Annotated in this window: 19 protein-coding genes; 18 read left to right on the top strand and 1 reads right to left on the bottom strand. The window is 61.5% G+C overall.

Going from position 1 to position 17956, the window contains the following annotated elements; genetic code table 11:
• The first annotated feature begins 1 nt into the window (after position 1).
• From OOZ53_RS06640 to OOZ53_RS06630, 3 genes are all read left to right on the top strand, one after another.
• The gene (locus OOZ53_RS06640) at positions 2-769 is read left to right on the top strand and encodes an SIS domain-containing protein (protein WP_271088575.1); all 768 of its coding nucleotides are present in this window, start codon (positions 2-4) and stop codon (positions 767-769) included.
• A 12-nt stretch (positions 770-781) separates the two neighbouring features.
• Entirely contained in the window at positions 782-2227 is a 1446-nt protein-coding gene (locus OOZ53_RS06635; protein ID WP_271088574.1) for an aldehyde dehydrogenase family protein, read from the top strand.
• Positions 2228-2334: 107 nt separating this feature from the next.
• Entirely contained in the window at positions 2335-3135 is an 801-nt protein-coding gene (locus OOZ53_RS06630) for an IclR family transcriptional regulator (RefSeq protein WP_271088573.1), read from the top strand.
• On the opposite strand, the gene OOZ53_RS06625 is transcribed toward OOZ53_RS06630, so the two are convergent.
• Positions 3113-4180: a Gfo/Idh/MocA family protein gene (locus OOZ53_RS06625; RefSeq protein WP_271088572.1), complete on the bottom strand. Its 1068-nt coding sequence runs from the start codon at positions 4178-4180 to the stop codon at positions 3113-3115. The two genes, OOZ53_RS06630 and OOZ53_RS06625, sit on opposite strands and share 23 nt — an antisense overlap.
• Before the next feature lie 175 nt (positions 4181-4355).
• On the opposite strand from OOZ53_RS06625, the gene OOZ53_RS06620 reads away from it, so the two are divergent.
• The 15 genes from OOZ53_RS06620 (at position 4356) to OOZ53_RS06550 (ending at position 17953) form a co-directional block, all read left to right on the top strand.
• A complete protein-coding gene (locus tag OOZ53_RS06620; RefSeq protein WP_271088571.1) occupies positions 4356-4919 on the top strand; it encodes a MaoC family dehydratase in 564 nt (187 codons plus the stop codon).
• A gap of 6 nt (positions 4920-4925) precedes the next feature.
• Entirely contained in the window at positions 4926-6065 is a 1140-nt protein-coding gene (locus OOZ53_RS06615) for an ABC transporter substrate-binding protein (protein ID WP_271088570.1), read from the top strand.
• Complete coding sequence (locus OOZ53_RS06610) at positions 6062-7267, top strand: CaiB/BaiF CoA transferase family protein (protein ID WP_271088569.1); 1206 nt, start codon at positions 6062-6064, stop codon at positions 7265-7267. Before OOZ53_RS06615 ends, OOZ53_RS06610 begins: the two co-directional genes overlap by 4 nt.
• A gap of 32 nt (positions 7268-7299) precedes the next feature.
• Entirely contained in the window at positions 7300-8631 is a 1332-nt protein-coding gene (locus OOZ53_RS06605) for an ABC transporter substrate-binding protein (protein ID WP_271088568.1), read from the top strand.
• A 70-nt stretch (positions 8632-8701) separates the two neighbouring features.
• Positions 8702-9625, top strand: coding sequence for a carbohydrate ABC transporter permease (locus OOZ53_RS06600; protein WP_271088567.1), 924 nt, complete (start codon positions 8702-8704; stop codon positions 9623-9625).
• Positions 9625-10482, top strand: coding sequence for a carbohydrate ABC transporter permease (locus OOZ53_RS06595; protein ID WP_271088566.1), 858 nt, complete (start codon positions 9625-9627; stop codon positions 10480-10482). Before OOZ53_RS06600 ends, OOZ53_RS06595 begins: the two co-directional genes overlap by 1 nt.
• 3 nt (positions 10483-10485) lie before the next feature.
• Positions 10486-11580, top strand: a complete 1095-nt coding sequence (locus OOZ53_RS06590) for an ABC transporter ATP-binding protein (RefSeq protein WP_271088565.1) — start codon at positions 10486-10488, stop codon at positions 11578-11580.
• A complete protein-coding gene (locus OOZ53_RS06585) occupies positions 11580-12692 on the top strand; it encodes a mandelate racemase/muconate lactonizing enzyme family protein (protein ID WP_271088564.1) in 1113 nt (370 codons plus the stop codon). The genes OOZ53_RS06590 and OOZ53_RS06585 overlap by 1 nt, the downstream gene beginning before the upstream one ends.
• Before the next feature lie 3 nt (positions 12693-12695).
• Entirely contained in the window at positions 12696-13025 is a 330-nt protein-coding gene (locus OOZ53_RS06580) for an L-rhamnose mutarotase (protein ID WP_271088563.1), read from the top strand.
• A complete protein-coding gene (locus OOZ53_RS06575; protein ID WP_271088562.1) occupies positions 13018-13668 on the top strand; it encodes an RraA family protein in 651 nt (216 codons plus the stop codon). The genes OOZ53_RS06580 and OOZ53_RS06575 overlap by 8 nt, the downstream gene beginning before the upstream one ends.
• Positions 13668-14780, top strand: a complete 1113-nt coding sequence (locus tag OOZ53_RS06570) for an enolase C-terminal domain-like protein (RefSeq protein WP_271088561.1) — start codon at positions 13668-13670, stop codon at positions 14778-14780. Before OOZ53_RS06575 ends, OOZ53_RS06570 begins: the two co-directional genes overlap by 1 nt.
• Positions 14781-14784: 4 nt before the next feature.
• Positions 14785-15147 carry a UxaA family hydrolase gene (locus OOZ53_RS06565; RefSeq protein WP_271088560.1) on the top strand — a complete coding sequence of 121 codons (363 nt, stop codon included), beginning with the start codon at positions 14785-14787 and terminating at the stop codon, positions 15145-15147.
• Positions 15144-16334, top strand: coding sequence for a UxaA family hydrolase (locus tag OOZ53_RS06560; protein ID WP_271088559.1), 1191 nt, complete (start codon positions 15144-15146; stop codon positions 16332-16334). Before OOZ53_RS06565 ends, OOZ53_RS06560 begins: the two co-directional genes overlap by 4 nt.
• 23 nt (positions 16335-16357) lie before the next feature.
• Positions 16358-17095 carry an SDR family oxidoreductase gene (locus tag OOZ53_RS06555; RefSeq protein WP_271088558.1) on the top strand — a complete coding sequence of 246 codons (738 nt, stop codon included), beginning with the start codon at positions 16358-16360 and terminating at the stop codon, positions 17093-17095.
• A gap of 12 nt (positions 17096-17107) precedes the next feature.
• Positions 17108-17953 (top strand): fumarylacetoacetate hydrolase family protein, encoded by an 846-nt coding sequence (locus OOZ53_RS06550; protein WP_271088557.1) that lies wholly within the window; start codon positions 17108-17110, stop codon positions 17951-17953.
• Positions 17954-17956: the final 3 nt, after the last annotated feature.

Raw genomic sequence — 17956 nt, 5'->3', positions numbered from 1 at the left:
AATGAGTAATATTTCAACGGATTACTTCGCTACGGTCATGGAACGGTTGCAGAAGGTCGCGGACACGCAAGGCGCGGCCATTGAGGCCGCGGCCGAGATCTGCGCAGAAGCGATCATCAACGACAAGCTGGTGTTTACCTTCGGCACCGGTCACGGCTCCTTTGCCGCGATGGAGATGTTCCCGCGCACGGGAACGGTCACCGGTTTTCGGCCGATCGTCGAGAGCTCGATGATCTCGTTTCACCGCGTATTGGGCGACGGCGGCGCGCGCCAGTACCGGTTCATCCACGGCCGCGAAGGCTATGGCGACGCGATCCTGTCCTCGCACCAGCTCGATTCCGGCGATGCGATGCTGATTTTCTCGCATTCGGGTCTCAATGCCGTGACGCTCGACATTGCCGTCGGCGCCAAGGAGCGCGGCATGAAGCTCATCGGCGTTACGTCTGTCCCGCATTCCTCGTCGACGCCATCGCGCCATTCCTGCGGCAAGCGTCTGTACGAACTTGCCGATGTGGTCATCGACACCGGCGTGCCCAAGGGCGATGCGGGCATATCCATCGAAGGCCTGAAATACCGGGTCGGCGCGACATCCACGTCGATTGCCATTGCCGTCGGCCAGGCGATCAACGCCGCGACAGTGGAAATCATGGTCAAACGCGGTCATGAGCCCTTCGTCATGGTCAGCCCCAACACGGCCGAGAAGGCCGAGGCCGACATTCAGAACGACCGCAACTACGCCGAACTCTGGCGGCGCCTGAAGATGCGTTAGAAAGGCTGGGTCATGGATCGCGGACTATTCATCGACGGCGAATGGCAGTTCCCGGAAGGGCTTGAGCGGTTTGAGATCGCCGACCCCGCCACCGGAGCGCCGGTAGGCTCGACCCTGCTTGCCGACGAGGCGACTGTCGACCGCGCGGTTGCAGCCGCGCAACGGGCGGCTCCCGCCATGGCGGCGATGCACGCAGATGAGCGGGCTGCAATACTCGAAAGGGCGGTCGGCCTGATCGAGGCGCGCGCCGAGGACATGGCGTTCCTGCTGACCCGCGAGCAGGGCAAGCCGGTCGCCGACAACCGCAAGGAAATCCTCTTCGGTGCGCGGGTGCTTCGTTACTATGCGGGCGAGGTGATTCGCATCGGCGGCTCCCTGCGGCCGGCCATGGCCGCCGACATCAAGAATATCGTCTCCTATCATCCCGTCGGGGTGGCGGCGGCGATCGTTCCGTGGAACTACCCGGTCGATCTTTACTGCTGGAAGGCAGGGCCGGCGATTGCCGCCGGCTGCCCGTTGATCGTCAAATCGCCGCCCGAGACACCGTTGGCGATCGCCATGCTGGTCGATTGCCTGCACGAAGCCGGGCTTCCCATGGGCGCGCTCGCCGATTTGCCGGGCCGCGGCCCGGTGGCGGGCGCCGCGCTGGCGCGTCACGCGGGCGTGCGCGTTCTCTCGGCGACCGCCTCGATCCCTGCCGGCCAGGACATCATGCGCAATGCCGCAGGCAATCTGAAAAAGCTCTGCCTGGAGCTCGGCGGCAATGCGCCGCTCGTCGTCATGGCCGATGCCGATCTTGAAGAGGCGGCGCGGGCGGCGCACCGCCGTTCCTTCTCGAATATGGGACAGATCTGCATCACGGTGAACCGGATCCTGGTGGACCGGTGCGTGCACAATGAATTCGTGGATATTCTGGCCGGGCTGGCCGAAGGGACGGAGCTTGGCCACGGGACCGATGCAGGCGTCGAATACGGACCCGTCCTCAACAATTCCGTCATTGAGCGGGTCGAGGCCCACCAGAAGGACGCCGTCACAAAGGGCGGGCGGCTTGTCGCCGGCGGGAGCAGACCGGCCGGAGAGACCTTCGGCAGCGGCTTTTTCTACAGGCCGACAGTGATCGACAACGCGCCGGCCGACAGTCTGCCGATGACCAGCGAGACCTACGGGCCGCTTGCGGCCGTTGCCGCATTCGATACGGATGCGCAGATGATCGCCATGGCCAACAGCCTCGAATACGGGCTGGCGGCCTATCTCTACGGCTCGGACCTTGAGCGGCTCTGGGCCGTCGCGGACCGGCTGGAATTCGGCGGTATCGGCATCAATGTCAACGATGTCAGCGAGTTGCAGGCGCCCTTCGGTGGCTGGAAGATGAGCGGCATCGGACGCGAACTCGGGCCGGAGGGGCTCGATGCCTATCTCGAGCCGAAACTCGTCAAGATGCGTGTCCGGCGTGTATAGCCTGCTTGGACAGACACGGCCTGTCTCTTGATCCGGCGCAAATTACCCTAGAAAATAGCGAGTCGAAGTATCCCGACACGCTCCGGCGTGCTGTCTGAGGCGAACGGATGGATAAAGCCGTCAAAAAACAGAACTATTCCGCTCCCGCCCTTGAAAAGGGGCTGGATATCATCGAACTCCTGTCGGATCAGGAAACGGGTCTGAGCCAGTCGGAAATCGCCCGGGCGCTCGGCCGGTCCGTCAGCGAGATATTCCGCATGCTGGTGGTGCTCATGGAGCGCGGCTACGTGGCGCAGGAACCGCTGAGCGACCGTTACGTTCTGACAACTTTCCTGTTCGAGATCTCGCACCGCATCCCGAAGATCCGGCGCCTCACGGCCTTTGCCGGGCCGCTGATGCGGGCGATGGTCAATGCGGTCAAGCAGTCCTCGCATCTGGCGATCCTGACGTCCGACAGCGTGCTTGTCGTCGGGCAGGTGGATTCACCCGGCATCAACAACATGACCGTGCGCCTCGGCGCCAAGATCGATCTCTGGTCGACATCGTCCGGTCGTGTGATCCTTGCCCATCTTCCCGACGAGGAGGTCGGCGAATATTTCGAGAGTGTGCCGCTTCCGGCCGACATGAGTGAAGAATCGGTGCGCCGTGATCTGCGCAAGATACGCGACAACGGACACGAGGTTCGCGACAGTTTCGTCGTCCGGGGCGTGGTCAATGTCGCGGCCCCGATCATGGACCATTCCGGCCGGGCGGTTGCCGCTCTGACCGTTCCGCATATCGAAAAATATAACGACCCGATCACCTTCGAGGATTGCCGTCTCGAACTGATCAGGACGGCCGCCGAGCTGACCAAGAGCCTCGGCGGCGGGGCTTTCCTGCAGGATGTCAGTCAAGCTGAAGCGGAGTAGGTGGCACCTGCATGGCATTGAAACAGGCTTCGACAAGCGCCATCGTCTCATAGGCATCCTCGACCGAAGCATATAGGTGGTCATCCTCGCCGGCATCGAAGCGCTGCACATTGCGCATGGTGCCCATGAAGGCGTCGATGAACCAGCTTCCCTCCAGCGGTATGGATTGCCACGCCCCGCCATTCGGGCAGTACCACAATTCATCCTCTTCTCCGTTCGGATAGTCGAAGCAGACGCCGAGCTTGACCATCATGGCGCCTTCCGTTCCCTCGATGCGGAACCAGGCGGACTGGAATTTGCGGCCGCCCTGGTGATTGTGATTGATCGACATCAGGCCGCGCAGCCGGTCGCCGTAATCCAGGATGACGGAGGTCCGGGTCTGTGCAAAGTCCTCGGCCCGCGGATCGCCGATACTGCGCGCGAAGACGCCGGAGGGGCTGCCGGCCAGCGCGCGGATCGTATCGAGATAATGGATCGAGTGGACAGCGATCTCGACGCGCTCCATCGGAATGAGGAACGGGAAGAGCTTCCAGGGCGTGAAGATATTGAGGTGCACCTCGATCTCAAGAAGGTCGCCGAGCAGACCCTTCTCGATTGCGTCCCTGGCAGCCATCATCATCGGTGAAAAGCGTAGCTGGAAATTGACCGCCGCCTTCAGTTTCCTGTCGCGGCAGATCTGCCGGATGCGGCGCGCCTGCTCCTGGTCGGCGCCCATCGGCTTTTGAATGAGAACGGCAGCGCCGTCGGGAAGGTCCGGCAGAATATCGGTGATGACGTGGGGCGGCGTCGCAATGTCGTAGACCGCATCGGTCCCCTTGGCCGAAACCGCGTCTGACAGGCTCGAATAGACCGCCGGTATGTCGTAGTCGCTGGCCAAGGCATTGGCGTGCCCGGCGTCGACATCGGTCACGCCGCCGACCGCTATGCCGGCCTTGGCATAGGCCGGCAGGTGGGCATCGCGGATAATGCCGCCTGCGCCCACAATAACAACCGGCTTTGGCGCCGACGGCGCCGGCCAGGACTGTTTGAGTTCCGCAATCATCATGATCCTCCCGTTTTCGCCGCGCTGATTATGCCTGCGACAACTGGCAGCCGTCCCGGTCGGCGGCGATGTCCGGGCATGTCAATGCACAGTTTGGATTTTATATATAGAAAAGAATTTGACAAATAAAAAATAACATGGATCATTGACAGGCAAGAATGAAGCCTGGGGAGGAGAAATGGCTGAGATTGGTGTCCACGCACGGGCATTGCCCGGGTTGCCCAAGGACCATTGCGAAATCCCGGTCTGGAACGCAGAGAACTGGTACTTCGAGGATTTCGAGGTCGGCGACAAAATCCGTTCCATCCGGCGCACCATCTCCGAAGGCGAGGCCATGCTCTTCAATTCGCTGGTGCTCGATATGCATCCCTATGTCGGCGATCAGGGCTTTGCCGAGAAAGAGGGCGTTTTCGGAAAACGCCTGGTGGCCGGCGCTCAGGTATTCTCCTACGGCCTGGGACTTGCCGCGACCAACTGCCTGAATTCGTTTTCCTACGGCTATGACCGCCTGCGCTTCATCGCGCCGGTCTTTATCGGCGACACCATCTACACGATCCGCGAGAACCTCTCCAAGGAGATCAAGAACGAGGAGATGGGCAAGGTGCGTGTGAGCTATTCGGTCTTCAAGGGCGACGGCGAGCTGGTGCTTTATTGCGAACATCTCATGACCGCGCTCTATCGCGATCCGGCGGCGTTCGCCGACGAGGTTGCCAAGCTGGCGAAAGAGAAGGCGGCGGGGTAGCTGCGGATGGGTGAGACGATACATCTGCGCGGCATGACCTGGGATCACAGCCGTGGTTACGATCCGATGGTCGCGACATCGAAGCAGTTTGCCGAGATGCATCCGGGCGTGTCGATTGCCTGGGAAAAGCGCTCGCTCCAGGCTTTCGCCGACCGCCCGATAGAGGAGATGGCCGGCGACTATGACCTGATGGTCATCGATCATCCGCATGTCGGTGAGGTCGCTCGCAGCGGACAGCTCCTGGCGCTGGACACGCTGGGCCGGGCAGGGGAGCTGGAAACGCTGGCCGCCCAATCCGTTGGCGTTTCGCACCGCTCCTATGAATTTGATGGTCATCAATGGGCGCTGGCGATCGATGCCGCCACGCCGGTTGCCGCCTTTCGTTCGGACCAGTTGAGCGTGGCACCGACGCGTTGGAACGAGGTTGTGGAACTTGCCAGGGGCGGCGACGTGGCCTTTGCGCTCATCCCGATCAATGCGCTGATGACCTTTTTCGGCCTCGCACGCAACATGGATTACGCTATTGCCGAGGATCCCGGGCTCCTTATCGAACGCGCGCAGGGCCAGCGTGTCCTCGAAGTAATGGCGGAGATCGCCGGCCTGATGGATGCGCGCTGCCTGACGCTCGATCCCATCGGGGTTCTGGAATGGATGGGCCGGACGGCCGACGGCCCGATCTATGCGCCGTTCGGCTATGGTTATACGAACTACAGCCGCCGCGGCTATTGCAGGTTTCCGGTTACTTTCGCCGACGCGCCCGGTATCGGCAACAACGGGCCGCGCGGCACGGTGATCGGCGGAACGGGCATTGCGGTGTCCGCTTCGTCTGAACACAGCGCCATCGCCGCCGACTATGCGTTCTGGATCGCCGGAGCGCAGTGTCAGTCGGGTGTCTATTTCTCATCCGGCGGCCAGCCGGGCAATGCGGTCGCTTGGGAAGACGATGCCTGCAATGCGGCATGCGGCGATTTCTTCCGCAACACGCGACAGACGTTGGAGACGGCCTGGCTGCGCCCGCGCTACGACGGCTATATGGGCCTTCAGGATCATGGCGGCGACATCGTTCACGAGTGCCTGCGCGGCGAAGCCGGCATCGAAGCAACGCTCGACAAATTGCAGTCAGCCTATCTGGAGAGCCGGTCATGAGGGATCTGCCGCAGGCCGACCGGCCGCTCAACGGTCTGACCGTTATCGATTTCAGCCAGTTCCTGTCCGGTCCCGTCTGCACGCTGAAGCTGGCGGATCTCGGCGCCCGGGTCATCAAGGTGGAACGGCCCGAGATCGGCGATTTGTGCCGCTACCTTTATCTGTCGGACACGGATATCGATGGCGACAACACGCTGTTCCATGCCATCAACCGCAACAAGGAAAGCATCACGGCGGACCTGCGCAACGAAGAGGACCGGCAAAGGCTGTTTGACCTTTTGAAAACGGCCGACGTGATGATCCAGAACTTTCGGCCGGGCGTCATCGAGCGGCAGGGATTCGGTTACGAGGACGTACGCAAGATCAATCCCGGCATCGTCTACGGATCGATCTCCGGCTATGGCGAGGATGGCCCCTGGAAGGACCTGCCGGGCCAGGATCTTCTGGCCCAGGCGCGTTCCGGGCTGCTCTGGCTGACCGGCAGCCGTGACGATCCGCCGATGCCGATGGGGCTGGCGGTCGCCGACATGATGGCCGGCAATGCGCTGGCGCAGGGTGTTCTGGCGGCATTGGTCGGCCGCGGCATTACCGGCAAGGGCGCCAAGGTGGAGACCAGCCTCTTCGAGGCGATGATCGATTTCCAGTTCGAGGTCCTGACGACCCATCTCAACGACGGCAACAGGCCGCCCGAACGCAGCGGGTTCAACGGGGCGCATGCCTATCTGGGCGCACCCTACGGCGTTTACGAGACCGCCGACGGTTATCTGGCTCTTGCCATGACGCCGTCACTGAAGACGCTTGCGGAGTTGCTTGGTGTGGAAGGCCTCGACCATTTCTACAAAGACAAGAACGCCCTGCTTTCCCATCGCGACGAGATCAAGCAGTCCATCGCCCGGCGTCTCAAGCTGAAGAAGACGGCCGAATGGCTTGCCGTGCTGCAGCCGGCGGACATCTGGTGCTCCGAGGTCCTCGACTGGCAGGACATGCTGCGAAGCGAAGCCTATCGCATGCTTGATCTGGAGCAGACGATCCGACGCAACGCCAGCCTTGAGCTGACTGCCGTGCGCTCCCCGATCCGCATCAACGCCGCGACCCTGAAGTCCGAGATAGCGGCGCCGGTCCTCGGCCAGCACAACGCAGCTGTCTTCGGCGCGGACAAGACTAAAGACGGCGATGGAAAGTCGGCCGGACAATCGAAATGACGAACTCAAGCAATCGTACCAAGGAGGAAACGATGACCAAGGCAGGAATCAAACTTTTGGCCGCGGCGACAGCATTGCCGCTGCTGATGGCCGGCGCAGTCAGCGCCGAGGAGATCGACTACGGCAATTTCGACGGATATACGCTGCGTGTGAAGCTGATCGGCGGTGCGCAGTACGAGCCGCTCTATGCCGAAATCGAGAAGTGGGAAGAGATGACCGGCGCCAAGGTCGACGTCCTGTCCCGCAAGAACCACTTCGAGCTCGACCGCGAAATCAAGCAGGACATCGCAGCCGGAACGCTCGACTGGTGTGTCGGCTCCAACCACACCAGCTTCGCGCCGCAATACGGAACCATCTATATCGACCTGAACGGTGTGATCCCGGAAGCAACGCTTGCCGAGTTCCAGGAGCTGGCTCTGGCGAACTCGACCGTTGACGGACGCCTGGTGCAGTTGCCGAGGCATTCGGACATCTCCAACCTCTACTACAAGAAATCGCTCTACGCGGATCAGGGCAACAAGGACCGGTTCAAGGAAAAGCACGGCTATGATCTGGCGCCGCCGGAAACCTGGGACCAGTTCAAGGATCAGGCCATTTTCTTCGCCAATGCGCCCGAATTCTTCGGCACGCAATATGTGGGCAAGGACGAGGCGATCACCGGCCGCTTCTACGAATTGCTGATCGCCGAGGGCGGGCAGCTCTTCGACGAGAACTGGAACCCGACCTTCAACTCGGAAGCCGGCGTTCGCGCGGTCCAGTGGTTCAAGGACCTGTATGATGCGAAGGCCGTGCCGGCAGGTGTTCTCAACTATCTGTGGGACGACACCGGTCTTGGCTTTGCATCCGGCACTGTTGCGCTGAATCTCGACTGGGCCGGCTGGGCATCCTTCTTCAATGATCCGGCAAATTCGAAGGTCGCCGGCGATATCGGCCTGGTGCGCGCACCTGTCGGATCGGGCGGCAAGCGCAGCGGATGGTCGGGCAGCCACACCTTCTCGATCACCGAGACCTGCGACAACAAGGAAGCCGCGGCCTCTTTCATCTCCTTCCTCACATCGCATGAGCGGCAGATGATCGAAGCGCGCAAGGGCCTGTTGCCGACACGCGCCAAGGTCTGGGACGAAGCCATTGCCGAATTCGACGGAGCCGGCAATGAATTCATGGTGACGGTCTTCGAGACCTACTCGCAATCCATGGCGGAAGATGCCTTCACACCGCCGCTGATTGCGCCGTGGATCGAGGTCTCGAACGAAATCTGGCCGCGCCTGCAGGCCGCCATCCTGGGTGAGAAGTCGCCGCAGGAAGCACTCGACGAAGCCGCGGAATCGGCACGCGAGGTCATGGAAGATGCGGGCTATCTCTGATGTCCTCCCAACCGGACGGCGGCCTTCGGGCCGCCGTTCGACCAGACATTCCCACTAGACGGGACGGACCATGGCGAAAATCGAAAAAAAGCTTCCATTCTGGCAGCGCGAAGGGTTCACGCCCTTTATTCTGCTTCTGCCTGCCATACTGGTTCTCGTTCTTGTCGTTCTGCTGCCGCTGCTTTTCTCCCTTTACACGAGCTTTACCGGTTACCGGCTGATCCGGCCCGACAGTCTCTACAACTTTGTCGGGTTTCGAAACTATGAGCGTATTTTCACCGATTGGGATTTCTGGGTCGCCTTCGGCCGCACGGTCCTGTTCCTGACGATTGCGCTCAATCTGGAATTCCTGTTCGGCCTCGGCATTGCCCTCCTGATCAACAGGATCACCTGGGGGCAGCGCACCCTGCGCACGATCATGATGTTCCCGATGATGTTCTCGCCGATCCTCGTCGGCTATCAGTTCAAGTTCATCTTCAACGACAATATCGGCGTGCTGAACAATGCGCTGCAGTCGCTGGGGCTGAGCGACGGCGCCATTCCATGGCTGGTCGACAAGCATCTCGCCATGGGTTCGATCATCGTCGCCGAAGTGTGGATGAGCACATCCATCTTCGCCATCCTTTTGCTCGCCGGGCTGTTTGCCATGCCACGCGATCCGCTGGAAGCGGCCAAGGTAGACGGCTGCAATCCGTGGCAGGTGTTTCGCCACATCACGCTGCCGTTCCTGATGCCTTTCGCCTTCATCGCCATGACGATCCGCTCGCTCGATGTCGCTCGCGCCTATGACATTGTCGACGTCATGACCGGCGGCGGCCCCGCCGGCCGCACGGAGCTCCTCTGGACGATGATTGCCCGGGTCGGATACGACAATTCGCGGATGGGGCAGGCCAACGCCATGGCCTATGTGTCGATCCTGCTGTCGATCGCCTTCACCTACTATTTCTTCAGGAAGCTGATTGCCGCGCGGCGCTACATGGGAGGGGCGAACTGATGGATACCGCCCTCAAGAAGCGCATCGGCAAGGCCGTCACCTGGGTGATGACCTTCCTGCTCATGTTGATCATCTGCCTGCCGGGACTGTGGGTGGTGCTGACCGGGTTTCGCCCGAACCGCGAAGTGCTGGCCAAGCCCGCCATCTGGATTCCCGAGGAACTCACCCTCAACAATTTTGCCCAGATCTTCGGCTTCGGCGCCGAACAGGTGGCGATCCCGGTGCCCGCCTATTTCACCAACTCGCTGATCATTGCCCTGACCAGCACGGTCATCGCCATATTGATCGGCATGTCCGGCGGCTACGCTTTTGCCCGTTTCCGCTTCCGCTTCAAGGACGGGATTTTCCTCGGCCTTATGCTGTCGCGCACCGTACCGGGCATTGCCCTGTCCCTGCCGGTTTTCATGATCTGGAGCCGGCTTGGTCTGATCGACACCAAACCCGGGCTGATCATCGTCTATGTGGCGCTCAACATCCCGTTCACCATCTGGCTGATCGACGGCTTCTTCCGACAGATTCCGAAGGAGATGTCCGAGGCGGCGCAGGTCGATGGCTGCACACGCTGGCAGGCCTTCTGGAAGATCGAATTTCCCCTGGCACGCTCCGGCATTGCCTCCGCGGCGATTTTCGCCTTCCTGACGTCCTGGAACGAATACGCGCTTGCCAGCCAGCTCACCCGGTCCACCGACAGCAAGACGCTGCCGGTCGGGCTGATGGATTTCACCGCCCAGTTCACCATTGACTGGGCCGGCATGTCGGCCATGGCGGTGATCATCATCGTGCCGGCGCTGATCCTCACTTTCATCGTGCAAAAGCATCTCATAAGCGGCCTGACATTCGGCGGCGTGAAGGGATAATTCATGGCTGAAATCAAGCTGCAGAACGTTGTCAAGAAATACGGCCCGTTGGAGGTCGTGCACGGTATCGGCCTCGATATCGAGCACAATGAGTTCGTCGTCCTGGTCGGACCGTCCGGCTGCGGCAAGTCGACCACGTTGCGCATGATCGCCGGGCTCGAGGAGATCTCGGACGGGACGATTTCCATCGGCCCGCAGGTTGTCAACGACCTTCCGCCGCGCAAACGCAATATCTCCATGGTGTTCCAGAACTATGCGCTCTATCCGCATATGAGCGTGCGCGAGAATCTGGGTTTCGGCCTGAAGATCGCCAAGCAGCCGGAAGCCGTGGTTGCCGAGCGGGTCAGGGAGGCAGCCGAGATCCTCGGGCTGGAAGAGCTGCTGGAACGCACGCCGGCGGAACTGTCCGGCGGCCAGCGCCAGCGCGTGGCCATGGGCCGCGCCATCGTGCGCCACCCCGAAGCCTTCCTTTTCGATGAGCCGCTCTCCAATCTGGACGCCAAGCTGCGGGTGCAGATGCGCACCGAGATCAAGAAGCTGCACCAGAGGGTCAAGACGACGGTTGTCTATGTGACCCACGACCAGGTGGAGGCGATGACACTCGCCGATCGCATCGTCGTAATGAAGGACGGCTGGATCGAGCAGGTCGGAACACCCATGGAGGTGTTCAACCATCCACTCAACACATTCGTCGCGAGCTTCATCGGCTCGCCTCCGATGAACCTGATCGATGCCGAGATCGCCGACAACCGGATCGTCCTTTCCGACGGCACGCAATTGCCGATACCCGAACGTCTGGAACAGCATGTGCGCGACGGGCAGAAGGTGGTCTTCGGGCTGCGGCCCGACGATCTGACGCCCCAGGGGCATGGCATCGCGGAAAGCGGTCACCGGGCGACGGTGGAACTCACGGTGGAACTTGCCGAACTGCTTGGCACGGAGACGATCCTCTACACGCGGATCAATGGCAGTGAGGTGCTTGGAAAGATGTTCGATCCGCGCGACGTATCGCCGGGCGAACGCATGACCTTCAACATCTCGCTCGACAAGGTCCATCTCTTCGACGCTGAAACGCAGAAATCCGTGAGGCTCGGCTGATGGCGCGCATCGAAAGGGTGGAACTGGTCATGGTCGACCTTGCGCCCAAGGCGGAGCGCAAGGATGCGATCCAGGCCTTTGTCAGCCAGGAAACGCCCATTTTGAGCATCACCGACACCGACGGCGCCGTCGGAACCGGCTACTGCTATACGATCGGTACCGGCGGCGGGGCGGTGATGAGCCTGCTCGGCGACACCCTCATTCCGGCGCTGATCGGCCGGGAAGCCGAAGAGATCGAAGCCATCTGGCGCGATCTGCTGTTCTTGACCCACGCGACCGCCGTGGGCGCGGTTACGTCCCTGGCGCTTGCAGCCATTGATACGGCCCTGTGGGACCTGCGCTGCCGGAAGGCATCGCAACCCCTCTACAGGATGGCCGGCGGCGCCAAACACGCGGTGCCGCTTTATTCGACGGAGGGCGGGTGGCTGCAGCTTGCGCCGGAAGCGCTGGTCGAGGATGCCCTTGCCATGCGCGAGCAGGGGTTCATCGGCTCCAAGTTCAAGATCGGCAAGCCGACGGCGGCCGAGGACCGGGCGCGTCTGGCGGCGGTGCGCGAGGCGGTGGGAGACGCGTACCGCATCCTGACCGACGCCAACCAGTGTTTCGCATTGTCGGAGGCGCTGATCCGCGCCGAAATGCTGGCCGAGCTTGATGTCGGCTGGTTCGAGGAGCCGATGCCCGCCGACGATGTCGGCGCCCATGCAACCCTTGCCAGCCGTTCGCGCGTGCCGGTCGCCGTCGGCGAGAGCCTCTATTCGATCAGCCAGTTCAAGGACTACCTGAATCAGGGCGCCTGTTCGATCGTCCAGGTGGATGTGGCGCGCATCGGCGGGATCACGCCGTGGCTGAAGGTGGCCCATATGGCCGAAGCCTTTAACATATCCGTCTGTCCGCACTTCCTCATGGAGTTGCATGTCAGTCTGGTCTGCGCCGTGCCGAACGCGCCGATCCTGGAATATATCCCCCAGCTCGACGACATCACCGTTTCCCGCATTCAGATACACAATGGACAGGCAAGTCCGCCATCGGCGCCGGGCATCGGCATCGAATGGGACTGGCCGGCGATTGAGGCAAGGGCCGAGGCGCACAAGCGCGTATTCACCGGAGGATAGACAATGCAGAGAATGGGAATGGTCATCGGTTTGAACGCCGACAAGGTCGAGGAATACAAGCGCCTGCATGCGGCTGTCTGGCCGGAGATCCTGGCAAAGATAAGCGAATGCAACATCACCAATTACTCGATCTTCCTGAAAGAGCCCGAGAACCTTCTGTTCGGCTACTGGGAATATACCGGCAACGATTTCGAGGCCGATGCGGCGCTCATGGCCGCCGATCCGAAGACCCGGGAATGGTGGGATGTGTGCATGCCCTGCCAGGTTCCGCTCGAGACGCGCAAGGAAGGTGAATGGTGGGCCATGATGGAGGAGGTTTTTCATCATGACTGACGCACGCGTCGGCAAACTCGGGCAGTGTTATACCGGCGTCATCCATGACGTGATGCGGGCGAGCGGCTTGCGCAATTTCACCCTGCCGCCGCGCATCACGCCGCTGCAGCCGGAAAAGACGCTGTGCGGGCCGGCATTCACCATCGAGGGGCGGATGGATGAGACGGCGGACGCCCATGAAACATTGCTGGCCTGGACGGGGCTGTTGTCGCAATGCAAGCCCGGCCATATCTGGACGGCGCAGCCAAACACCCATCTCGTCGCCCAGATGGGCGAGCTTTCCGCCGAAACCCTGCACCGCAAGGGTGTGCTGGGCTGCGTCCTCGACGGCGCATTGCGCGATGCGAATTTTATCCTGGATCTCGGTTTCGCCTGCTGGCGCACCCACCACACGCCGCGCGATATCGTCGGCACCTGGCTTCCGAAGGCAATCGATGTGGAAATCATGATCGACGATGTCCTCATTCGCCCGGGCGACTGGTTGCACGGCGACCGCGACGGCATGGTGCGCATTCCCTTCGAGCGCCTGGATGAGGTCCTGGAAAAGTCCGTCGAAGCGATGCAGACGGAGAACCTGGTCCGCAAAGCGATCCTTGAGGGCGTCGATCCGCAAGAGGCCTATCTGCGTTTCGGAAAATTCTGATGAAGATCGCCAGCCTCGACATCCGCTGTTGCCGATTGCAGCAGGCCGTCATCCCGGGCGATGCGACCCGCGACGGCATCGCGCAGGACGGCATGGAGTTCCTGGTTTTCACGGCCAACACCGAGGACGGCCTGTCGGCCTCCATGTTCGGCTTCGCCGGACGCTCGGCGCTCGGCTCCGGTCACCTGGCGGCCGCATCGCTCAGGCCTTTCATGGTCGGCCGCGACGCACTCGATCGCGAGGCGGCCTGGCATGACTGGCGCGTGGCCGACCGCTGGTGGCATCACTTGCCGATCTATCTTTACGGTCCTGTCGATTGTTGCCTGTGGCTGCTCGGAGCAACGGCGGCCGAACAGCCGCTCTGGCGCTATATCGGCGGCGCGCGCAGCGAAATCCCGGTCTATGCCTCGTCCATGGTTCTGCCCGATGCCGCCGCCTATCAGGACGAGGCGCGTGCCGTGCGCGATGCCGGTATGAAGGCCTACAAGATCCATCCGCCGGGGCGTTCGCCTGAAGAGGATATCGAGGTCCACCGTGCCGTGCGCGAAGCCGTCGGTCCCGAATTCACGCTGATGTCCGATCCCGTGGCGGCCTACTCGCTTGAGGAAGCTGTTCGCTTTGGCCGGGAACTGGAAGCACTTGGCTATCTTTGGCTTGAAGAGCCTCTGCCGGATGAGAATTTCAGCGCCCTGCGGGAACTGACGCGGCGCCTCGATATTCCGGTGGTAGGCACCGAGGTTATCGCCAAACATCCCTATTCGGTTGCCGAGTGCATTGCATCGCGGGTGGTCGATGCGGTGCGGGCCGATATCTCCTGGACCGGCGGTGTGACGGGCGCGCTGAAGACGGCGCGTCTTGCTGAGGCGTTTCACATGAACTGCGAATTGCACACGACGATTTTCCACCCGCTGGAACTGGTCAATCTGCACCTGTGCGGAGCGGTACGCAACAACAGCTATTTCGAGCTTTTGTGGCCGGTGTCGCAGTTCGCGTTCGGACTGGCGGAGCCGCTGCCCGTCGAAAATGGAATAGCGCGCATGCCGGTCAAGCCGGGTCTTGGAGTGGAACTCGACTGGGACCTTATCGACAATTGCACGATCGCCGAGCTGTGAACCGATGGGCAGGATCGAAACCTTGACCGACCGGCTTGAAACCGACAGGAGGTTGCTCACCCTGTCGCCACGCGACAATGTCGCCGTGGCGAAAGAGGCGATTCCGGCCGGCGAAACGTTTCTGGTCAGCGGTCGTGAGATCATTGCCGCGGTCCGTATCGGCCTCGGGCACAAAGTGGCGCTTCGCCCAATTCGCGCGGGTGAAAAAGTGCTCAAATACGGCGTGCCCATCGGCTCGGCGACCGCCGACATTGCGGTCGGCGATCATGTTCATCTCCACAATATCAGAAGCGATTACACGCCCACCCATTCTCTTGATGCCGCGCGCGCCGATCATATCGGTGAGCGCAATGGAGAGGGCCGATGAGATTTGAAGGTTTTCAACGCGCCGACGGTCGCAAGGGTATCCGCAATGTCGTCGCGGTGGCCTACCTTGTCGAATGCGCGCACCATGTTGCCCGCGAAATCGTGCTTCCGCATCGGGAGGAAGCGCATCTGATCGGATTTCCGGGCTGTTTTCCCAACGAATATGCGCAGAACATGATGGAGCGCCTGTGCACCCACCCCAATGTCGGAGCGGTATTGCTGGTCTCGCTGGGTTGCGAAAGCTTCAATCGCTACCGGCTTGAAAAAACCATCGCCGACAGCGGCCGGCCGGTATCCACGCTGGTGATCCAGCGCGAAGGCGGCACGCGCACGACCATTGAAAAGGGCCGGGCGTGGATCGAGCGGACGCTTGCCGGGCTTGCGGGCGCACAACGCGTTTCCATGGATGTCAGCGACCTTGTCGTCGGCACCGTGTGCGGCGGTTCCGATGGCACGAGCGGAATTTCCGGCAATCCGGCCACGGGCCGCGCCTTTGACCGGCTCGTCCGGGAAGGCGCGACCTGCATCTTCGAGGAGACCGGCGAACTGATCGGCTGCGAGGAGATCATGGCCGCGCGGGCGGCAACGCCTGAACTTGCCGACGAATTGCGCCGGTCCGTGCACAAGGCGGCGCGCTACTATGCCGAGCTCGGCTATGGCAGCTTTGCCGCCGGCAACGCCGATGGCGGCCTTTCGACCATCGAGGAAAAATCGATGGGCGCCTATGCAAAGTCAGGCAGTTCACAGATATCCGGGTTGATAAAGCCGGGCGACAGGCCGCCGAAAGGCGGGCTCTACCTCATGGATGTCGTGCCGGATGGCGAAGTCCGTTTCGGATTTCCCAATATCTCCGACAATGCCGAGATCGTCGAAATGATGGCCTCCGGTGCGCATCTGACATTGTTCGTGACCGGGCGGGGTTCAGTGGTCGGCTCGGCGCTGGCGCCCGTCATCAAGATTGCCGCCAATCCGACCATGTATGAACGGCTGAGCGAAGACATGGATATCAATGCCGGCGCCATTCTGACCGGCGATGCGACACTTGACGAGGTTGGATCGGCGATATTCAATCAGGTCCTGCACGTGGCCGCGGGCCAGCAGACGAAATCCGAAGCGCTCGGCCACACCGAGTTCATCCTGACATATAAGAGTTTCGAACCGATTGGTCCGGCATGTTTGCCGGTTTAGCAAGGACAGTATCGTGAGGGCATATGGGAAGACTTGAAGGAAAGACGGCGCTGGTAACGGCAGCGGGGCAGGGCATCGGGCGGGCGTCCGCGCTGGCGATGAGCCGCGAGGGTGCAAAGGTGTTCGCGACCGATGTCAATGAGGAAGCGCTGGCGTCGCTGAACAACGAAGGGCTGGAGACGTTCCGGCTGGATGTTCTCGACCCGGCGTCGATCGATCAGGCGGCAGAACGGGTCGGCGCGCCGGATGTGCTTTTCAACTGCGCCGGTTATGTCGCCAACGGAAACATCCTCGACTGCGATGAGAAGGACTGGGACTTCTCCTTCGAACTCAATGTCAAGGCCATGTACCGCATGATCCGCCGTTTCCTGCCCGGCATGATCGACAATGGCGGTGCCTCCATCATAAACATGTCTTCGGTGGCCTCATCGGTGATCGCCGCGCCGAACCGCTTCGTCTACGGCGCATCCAAAGCCGCCGTCATCGGGATGACCAAGGCGGTTGCCGCCGACTTCATCGAAAAGGGTATCCGCTGCAACGCCATCTGCCCCGGAACGGTGGAATCGCCTTCGCTCGATGATCGGCTGCGTGCCACCGGAGACTATGACAAGGCGAGGAGCGATTTCGTGGCCCGCCAGCCCATGGGGCGCATCGGCAAGGCGGAGGAAATCGCCGCGCTGGTGGTCTACCTCGCATCCGAGGAATCGGCCTATACATCCGGTGTCGCACATGTCATTGACGGTGGCTGGGCGAATGTCTGACAGGAGAAGAATGTGAAATTACTGAGATTTGGAGAAACGGGTTCGGAGAAGCCGGGTATGGTGGATGGCGATGGGACCATCCGGGATCTGTCGTCGGTCGTCGGTGATATCGCCGGCAAAACGCTGTCCGATGAGGGGATAGCGCGTATCGCGGCGATCGACCCGGCAACGCTTCCGGCGGTGGATGCGTCCGTGCGGCTGGGACCCTGTGTCGCCGGAACCGGCAAGTTCATCTGCATCGGCTTGAACTATGCCGACCATGCCGAAGAGGCCGGCATGGAAGTGCCGCCCGAACCGGTTATCTTCATGAAGGCGACCAGTGCGATTTGCGGACCGAACGATCCCATTCTCATTCCGCGCGGCTCGGAAAAGACCGACTGGGAGGTCGAACTCGCGGTGGTCATCGGAAAACACGCGAAATATGTCGATGAAGCCGATGCGCTGGATCATGTCGCCGGCTACTGCCTGACCAATGACGTATCGGAGCGGGCCTACCAGATCGAGCGCGCCGGACAATGGACCAAGGGCAAGTCCTGCGACAATTTCGGTCAGATCGGTCCCTGGCTCGTTACCCGGGACGAGATCGCCGATCCGCAGAACCTCGATATGTGGCTGACCGTCAACGGCAACACCATGCAGAGCGGTTCGACCCGCACCATGGTTTACGGTGTCGCCCATGTCGTCGCCTATCTCAGCCAATTCATGAGCCTGCATCCGGGCGATGTGATCTCGACCGGCACGCCGCCCGGCGTCGGCATGGGGCAGAAGCCGCCGACTTATCTGAAGGCCGGCGACGTCGTTGAACTCGGCATTGAAGGGCTGGGCACGCAGAAGCAGGAGTGTTTCGACGACGCATAGGCA

The sequence above is a fragment of the Allohoeflea poritis genome, assembly GCF_027889715.1.
Classification (GTDB): domain Bacteria; phylum Pseudomonadota; class Alphaproteobacteria; order Rhizobiales; family Rhizobiaceae; genus Hoeflea_A; species Hoeflea_A poritis.
This window is presented reverse-complemented; position numbering and strand designations above follow the sequence as displayed.